This is a genomic window from Chamaesiphon sp. VAR_69_metabat_338 (genome assembly GCF_031423935.1).
GTDB lineage: Bacteria > Cyanobacteriota > Cyanobacteriia > Cyanobacteriales > Chamaesiphonaceae > Chamaesiphon.
This window is the reverse complement of the sequence record NZ_JANPGM010000079.1, coordinates 1-7,226: the sequence shown is the minus strand read 5'-3', so window position 1 is coordinate 7,226 and position 7,226 is coordinate 1. Positions and strand designations below refer to the sequence as shown.

At 48.5% G+C, this 7,226-nt stretch carries 7 protein-coding genes; 4 read left to right on the top strand and 3 right to left on the bottom strand.

Annotated elements, in window-relative coordinates; all coding sequences use genetic code 11:
- The 4 genes from RMO84_RS02345 to RMO84_RS02330 form a co-directional block, all read left to right on the top strand.
- On the top strand, positions 1-680 hold a 680-nt coding region (locus tag RMO84_RS02345), incomplete at its 5' end, for a (2Fe-2S) ferredoxin domain-containing protein (protein ID WP_310486848.1).
- A gap of 22 nt (positions 681-702) precedes the next feature.
- Positions 703-1,137, top strand: a complete 435-nt coding sequence (locus RMO84_RS02340; RefSeq protein WP_310486847.1) for a ferritin-like domain-containing protein — start codon at positions 703-705, stop codon at positions 1,135-1,137.
- 33 nt (positions 1,138-1,170) lie between these two features.
- On the top strand, positions 1,171-2,682 hold the full coding sequence (locus RMO84_RS02335; protein WP_310486846.1) for an iron uptake porin: 1,512 nt from the start codon (positions 1,171-1,173) through the stop codon (positions 2,680-2,682).
- A gap of 316 nt (positions 2,683-2,998) precedes the next feature.
- A complete protein-coding gene (locus RMO84_RS02330) occupies positions 2,999-3,511 on the top strand; it encodes a hypothetical protein (RefSeq protein WP_310486845.1) in 513 nt (170 codons plus the stop codon).
- 287 nt (positions 3,512-3,798) lie between these two features.
- Here the strand turns inward: RMO84_RS02330 and RMO84_RS02325 are convergent, their stop codons facing one another.
- The 3 genes from RMO84_RS02325 to RMO84_RS02315 form a co-directional block, all read right to left on the bottom strand.
- Positions 3,799-4,074 carry a MoaD/ThiS family protein gene (locus RMO84_RS02325; RefSeq protein ID WP_310486844.1) on the bottom strand — a complete coding sequence of 92 codons (276 nt, stop codon included), beginning with the start codon at positions 4,072-4,074 and terminating at the stop codon, positions 3,799-3,801.
- 97 nt (positions 4,075-4,171) lie between these two features.
- Positions 4,172-5,470, bottom strand: a complete 1,299-nt coding sequence (thrC, locus tag RMO84_RS02320) for a threonine synthase (RefSeq protein ID WP_310486843.1) — start codon at positions 5,468-5,470, stop codon at positions 4,172-4,174.
- A 162-nt stretch (positions 5,471-5,632) separates the two neighbouring features.
- A complete protein-coding gene (locus RMO84_RS02315; protein WP_310486842.1) occupies positions 5,633-7,009 on the bottom strand; it encodes a hypothetical protein in 1,377 nt (458 codons plus the stop codon).
- Between the last annotated feature and the right edge of the window lie 217 nt (positions 7,010-7,226).

The window sequence follows — 7,226 nt, the reverse complement described above, 5'->3', positions numbered from 1 at the left end:
ACAAACGCCTTCGCCAACTCACCGGCCAGTTTCAAGGTTGGGGAGACGAAAGTATACCGCATCGGTATATTCAGCTAGCGACCGTCGATGGCGATCGACTCATCAAAGTTGCCAAAAGTCTGCGGTTACAGATTCAGGATTGGCAACCAGGGATCTCATTGACACTACTCACTCAAGAAACCATCGATCTCGATACTGGCGAACGCAAAACTAAAGTCAAACAGTTGTTGGCTACACCAAAAATCGGGCTAGTTAGCAATCTCAACCTCGGATCGTCTCACTCGATCGATCCCCCCTCTGCCACCAGTCACACCTGCGCACCGACAACAATCCAGGTCTGTCAGGGATCGAGTTGTCGCAAACGCGGCAGTGAAAAGATCTGCCAGTTGATGCAAACATACCTCGATGAAAGCAATCTGACCGATCGAGTCCAGATCGAAACAGTCAAATGTCTACACCAATGTAAAGCTGCGCCACAGGCGATCGTCACTAGTCCAGCTAGCGCAATGGTACCCGGGAAAACACACTACCGCCAAGTCCAATCTAGTCAAGTGTTAGCACTTTTAGCCAACCATTTCCCGATCGACTCACCATCAGAACCAACTGAATCTAATTTAAGCGAACGAGTTAGCGATCGTTTACAGCAACAGCATCAAATTGCAATTGCTACAACTATCTAAATACCAAATTAACTTTTAACTCATGCAAGATTTAGACACAGAAAAAGCGATCGAGGTGCTGCGTTCCATCATGGAATTCGAGCTAGCGGGAGTGGTACGTTACACCCACTATGCGTTAATGGTGACTGGCCCCAACCGGATTCCGATCGTCGATTTTTTCAAAGCCCAAGCAACGGAATCACTTCTGCACGCACAACAGGTAGGGGAGATTCTCACGGGACTAGAGGGACACCCATCCCTCCAAATTGCCCCAATGGAGGAAACATATAAACACTCTGTCAAAGATATTTTACAAGAAAGTTTAGCCCATGAAAAAAATGCCTTGGACATGTACAAAAAACTCCTCGACATTGTTGAGGATGCAAGTGTCTATCTCGAAGAGTTCGCTCGCACGATGATTGGCACTGAAGAATTACACAACATCGAAATCAAAAAGATGTTGCGCGATTTTAGCTAACTTCCACTACTTATTACTCCAGAAATATTTACCATGAACGATCGACCAAACTGGCTCACGATTACTATAAGTGGGTTAATTGCCACGTTATTACTCGCGAGCGATCTACGAGCGATAGCATCAGTTCCGACTACAGCCAATAGGTCAGAATTTAGTGCCCCTCAGCTAATTGCAATTGCCGCCAGGAACAAGAAAAAGAAACGGATCGCGCGCAAAAAAGCCAGAGTTCGTGCTCAAGTTAAACCAGCGACCACTTCTACCGCACCCACCACATCACCCACTGATGTGACTCAAACACCTCCCCCACCCTCACCCGTAACGCCCCCACCCGCGCCCGCCGAGCCGAGTGTCACTCGTGAGGAGGTCGAAGCGTTACGCAAATCCAATCAAGAATTGCGCGAGCAAATTAACAAGATTGATGGGAGAGCGACAGAAACAGATAAAAAAATCGAACAGATCGATAAGCAACAATTTTCCACAACTACCAAACTGCAAGGATCGGTGGTATTTGGTGCAACGGGCGGTATATCTGGCGATTACAGCAACAATGTCGCTTTCGGCCATCGGACGCGAGTGGAACTCTTAAGCAATATCGGCGGTGGTACCCTGACTACCCGCCTGCAAGCGGTCGGCATGGGTTTGGTCAATCAAAATCCTAAATCGGGCACCACAGCAGCAGCTACTCCAGAAGGGGGCTTATCTTGGACAGATGGCACTACCAACAGCACCGTCAGTATCGACGCGCTCAAATATCAATTCTCCCTTAGCCCTCAAACCCTAGTCACCGTTATTGCTAATGCTGGGGCAGCAGATGACTTTACCGATACCATCAATCCCTACTTTGATGGCGATGGCAACAGCGGTGCGATTTCGGCTTTTGCCAACCGTCCCTCGATTTACTACACCATTCAGGGTGCTGGTGTCGGGTTACGTCACAAATTGAACGACTCTATGGAAGTGAGCTTAGGCTATTTGGCGCGTCAAGCTAACAATCCAGCGGTGGGCTTAGGTTTGTTTAATGGTGGCTACGGTGCGCTCGCGCAGGTTGCTGTTAAGACGGGGGAAAATTCCAAACTCGCTTTGACTTATACCAAAAGTTATAATTCCGATTTTGGTACTGGCAGTACCAATGCCAACCCGCTCGCGTTTGGCGGTACTAATAGTACTAGTGATAATTTTGGCGTACAAGGTTCGTTCCAACTTTCACCCCAATTCGCCCTTGGCGGCTGGGCTGGCTACACGCAAAATCAGGCTGTTGGTGGAGATCGGCAGATCTGGAACTGGGCGGTAACTGCGGCTGCCCCCGATTTCGGTGGCAAAGGTAATTTAGCCGGCTTCCTAGTCGGACAAGAACCGCGCGTAACTTCTTCTGGGAACGGCACTACCGATACTAAGGCTGGTTTACATCTCGAAGGCTTTTATCAGATTAAAGTTAACGAGAATGTCAGCATTACCCCTGGGATCATCTATCTGAGTGCGCCTAACCAAGATGCTAATAGTACTGGTGCTGTAATTGGTGCCGTGCGCACTACCTTTACGTTCTAAATCCAGCCGCTCGATCGATCTGAGCCGATCTTCCGCAAGTGGAGATCGGCTGCAACCAATAAATATTGTTAGCTAGCTGTCGATCTCGACGGGAGATCGACTGAGATATCTAGTATTTAATTATACAAAGATTTGCCGGAGATCGAGTTATACTTTTTTCTGACAATCTATGCCCAGCTTGAACTGTAGCTATTCGTAGCTATGAGCACCGCTCGCTCGCAAGTGTATATTTTGTGCGAAGATACTTTTTGATAATTTGAGGGCAAACTAAGATTGACTTCCTAATTTTTCCGATCGTCCACGCATTCCGTCGTTTATGTTAACAGCCCTCTCTGTCTCGGCAATTGCTGCGGCTGCGACAATTTTTTATAGTCGTAGATCGTTGTGTTACTTGCGCCACTTTCAAGATAACGATTACAGTCAAAGGCTGTTCGCAAACTGGGTAATAGAAAATGGGATTTACGATCGCAAAGGTAGTCTCATCGCAACGCTCGCCGCACTCTTCCTCGAAGTTACCAAACCAGGGCGAGTAATTACCCTGATCGTTTGTTTCATCGGTGCGGCAGTTTTGATCTGGCTGGGTTCGCGAGAAGTCGATCCTCGCATCGCGGGATATCCAATCCTCCAACCGACGCCGAAAGCCCGCTGGATCTATCATTTCGGCCTAAATTTATACATGATATTTTTTCTGGTTTGTGTCGGCATCGTCTACCGCATTAGTGCAGATAACGATCTGGCAGCTTATTGGTTGATTGTCATCATTGCCATCCAATCTTCACCAATTTGGTTGATGATTGCCAATGTATTTAGTTATCATCGCAGAGCTTAGACTTTGTTGAATTCAGGTATGAAAAGCTAGAGAGATTGGCGGGGAGCGGGGTCGATCGCCAGAGATTTTATAGCAGTCGCGAAGCTTAGGACACATCCCCGACTTCTTGGAGAAGTCGGGGGTGTCGCAGTAATGGTCGAATTGTCATAACAAGCTTTGCGGTTGCCATACATTAAATTGGTAATGCTGGCGCGAAGAATCTCGACATGAAAAAGCCGTCACTGTGTTCGCAGTGACGGCTAGATATTTTAAAACAAGTTGAAAATCTTGGTAACGAGTAAACTCGTTTAGCCACCAGCAGCAGCCTGAATGATACTGACTTGGTCGCCATCTTTTAATGATGTGCTGGCATTATCGAGGAAGCGAATATCTTCATCATTGACGTAGAGATTCACAAACCGATTTAATTCACCATTTTCTTTGCATAGAACCTTTTTGACACCAGGACAAGCCGTGTCCAAAGCATCTAACAGCTCGCTAATACTCTTACCTTCGCAGTCAATCGTCGCGCGATCGTTCGTAAATTTTTGCAGGGGTGTGGGAATGAGAACTTTGACGGTCATGAAGAAGGTAGGGGGTAGAGGGTAGAGGGTAGCGGGTAGCGGTTAGGGAGTAGGTAATACAATTTTCTTCTATTCCCTATTCCCTATCCCCTATCCCCTAGACCAAGACTTGTTGCCAGTCGAGGCGATCGAGGGTTTGGGAACGTTCGAGGGCGCGCTCGAAGCTATCTAATTTGGCTTCGATGGTGAAAGGTTCGCTGACGTAGCCTTGGACTGATTCTTGGGTTTTGAGGCCGTTACCAGTGATGTACACCACAGTGGTTTCATCGGGGTTGATTTTACCAGCTTCAACGAGTTTTTTGAGGACGGCGATCGTGGTACCGCCAGCGGTTTCGGTGAAGATCCCTTCTGTTTCGGCCAAGAGCTTCATGCCTTCGATGATTTCGGCGTCGGTAACGGATTCGATATGGCCGTTAGTTTTGCGGGCGAGTTCGAGGGCGTAAAGACCGTCAGCGGGATTGCCAATCGCGATCGATTTGGCGATCGTATTGGGCTTGACGGGGACGACAAAATCGCGACCTTCGGCGTATGCTTGAGCGATCGGCGAACAGCCTTCCGCTTGCGCGCCGCTAAAACGCACGGGTTTATCTTCAACTAAGCCAACTTTGACAAATTCTTGGAAGCCTTTGTGAATCTTGGTAAATAGGGAGCCGGAAGCCAGCGGGGCGACGATGTGGTCTGGCAATTGCCAGCCTAGTTGTTCGGCGACTTCAAAGCCGAGAGTCTTGGAACCTTCGGAGTAGTAAGGACGGAGGTTGATATTGACGAATCCCCAACCGTAAGTATTGGCAACTTCACAACAGAGGCGATTGACTTGGTCATAGTTACCTTGAACGGCCATCACCGTCGGGCCGTAGATCACGGTGCCCAATACTTTACCGGCTTCGAGGTCGGCAGGGATAAATACGCAACATTCTAAACCGGCATGAGCGGCGATCGCAGCGGTAGAGTTGGCCAAGTTACCAGTACTAGCACAAGAAATCGTTGAGAAGCCAAATTCTTTGGCTTTGGAAAGTGCGACTGACACCACCCGATCCTTGAAGCTCAAGGTGGGCATATTTACAGCATCATTTTTAATGTAGAGATTTTTAAGACCGAGGCGACGCGCCAACCGATTGGATTTGAGGAGTGGCGTCATGCCGGTACCGACATCGACGATATGTTCGTCGGGAACGGGTAAGAAATCTTTGTACCGCCAGATCGAATGCGAGCCAGCTTTGATGCTCTCGCGAGTCACTTTGGTGCGGAGATAGTCGTAATCATATTGGACTTCCAATGGCCCAAAACAGAGTTCGCAAATGTGGGTAGCTTTGAGTTCGTACTCCGTACCGCACTCTTTACAGGCGAGTCCTTTAGCGGCAGTGGTTCTATGGCTGTTTAGGGTGGCTTGGGTCATAGTGGGTTATCGCGATGATTACAGATCCGTCAACTTGTTGAAATCAACAATATCACGTCGATTTCCAGTCGTCAAACATACCCGACTAATTTAGTCGGGTATAAGTGAAAAGAATTGCTATACATTACTCACGGAATGGCGATCGCAGTAAGTTCTCAGCTACTAGGGCTTGAGATGTTGCTCGAAGATGACTTCTGGAAACGGACTGCCAGAGCGCAGCCGATCGACATTAGTCGTAGTGTCAGAGAATAATGGCGACTGTTTGCCTTTTAATTCGCGATCGAAAAAAGCCACTGTATAGGCATTGATAATTTTCATCGCTAAGTCTGGTGAGATCGAGCCACCACCGTTCTTAATGCGCGATCGCAGGGGAAGATCGGAGAAATTCATATGTTCGGCACCCAATAGGGTGAGATTTTCGCCACCCCATTTCTGAAACCAGCGATCGCGTTGCTGGTAGCCCCATTCGTCAGTTTGTTTCGATCGACGGAATGAGCCATCAGTCGATTTCAGTTCGGCGGCGGTGGGGCGAGAATAGTCAGATTGCATGAAGAAAAATGGCTGTGCGGCACCATGTTGAGCCGCCGAGCCAAACAGCAATCCATCCATATTCATCCCTGCTTTAAGCCGTCGATCGACAGCACAAGCCTCTGCGGCAGCAGCACCGCCAAATGAATGCCCAAAAATCCCAATCTGCTGAAGGTCGAGTGCGCCGTGTAATAATTCGTGCTGACTAATCTGCGGCAATCGATTTAGTACGAACTGAATATCTTGAGTTCGCAAGCTGAGTTGTTCTTCGCCGACTCGCAGTAATGTTGCCAGAGCTGCATCGGAAGAAGTATAGTCCGAGGATAAATTGCTGTGAATGACCCTGCCACTGGGATAGATGGCCATCGGTACCGAGCAAGGATGTTCTAACCCGATGACGACATAGCCATGACTGGCGAGTTCTTCTGTCTGAAAGGTATTGTCGGTACGATAGCCACTCCAAGAGGGCGTATAGAGCACGATCGGATATGGAGCGGCTGTTGGCGGCGCAATCGCCACATCGCGAACTGCATTGGTTTTAATCAGACCCAGATGACTGAACGCGCCCTTGGGGATCGATCGCCGATCGGGCAGATAGGGTGCTCTGTCTCCATAATTGGAGATCGCGGGATACCAGACTTGCACGACTAGTTCGCGATGGGATTTGGTGGTGGGATCGCAGCGTTCCCACCGAGCAGGATCGACTAGATCGATCGCCGTGGTACCTACCGCATACCGACCAGTCGGAACTGGCAATGTAAATAGAGGGTATAGATACGAACATGCCGCCGCCGCCACAAACCCAATGACAGCCACAATAGCTGCTAACAACCACAGCGAAAATTGTAATCTTGACTTGGGGCGCGATCGCCAGAGGAGTAATACGATCGAGCTAGCAATAATTGCCGGTAATAGTTGCCACCGATAGTTAGCTCGGAAAATATCTATCCAAATTGCGATCGGGATGGCGACAGAGAAAATAATTAGCAGCCAATAGCTAGCTCTGTTCATCTATATTGTCCTGCGGATGTTGCTTGCTATTCTCTGCAACTATTTTAGTGCCAAGTTTAGCTGTTGAGCTAGGTCGCGATCGATTACAAAAAGTAGCTCGTGCTGCTCCATTGGGGTGATAAGTTCCGCCGATCGATTTAGGTTCTCATCTAACAATACCCAATATTTTCGGGCGCGATCGAGATGAAATCGCATGCGGAGCAAAGAACCAAAAGTG

Excerpts from the sequence above, each read along its gene's own strand:
- RMO84_RS02325 (WP_310486844.1), bottom strand. The coding sequence starts at position 4,074 with ATGACCGTCAAAGTTCTCATTCCCACACCCCTGCAAAAATTTACGAAC.
- RMO84_RS02315 (WP_310486842.1), bottom strand. The coding sequence starts at position 7,009 with ATGAACAGAGCTAGCTATTGGCTGCTAATTATTTTCTCTGTCGCCATC.
- RMO84_RS02340 (WP_310486847.1), top strand. The coding sequence starts at position 703 with ATGCAAGATTTAGACACAGAAAAAGCGATCGAGGTGCTGCGTTCCATC.
- thrC (WP_310486843.1), bottom strand. The coding sequence starts at position 5,470 with ATGACCCAAGCCACCCTAAACAGCCATAGAACCACTGCCGCTAAAGGA.
- RMO84_RS02335 (WP_310486846.1), top strand. The coding sequence starts at position 1,171 with ATGAACGATCGACCAAACTGGCTCACGATTACTATAAGTGGGTTAATT.
- RMO84_RS02330 (WP_310486845.1), top strand. The coding sequence starts at position 2,999 with ATGTTAACAGCCCTCTCTGTCTCGGCAATTGCTGCGGCTGCGACAATT.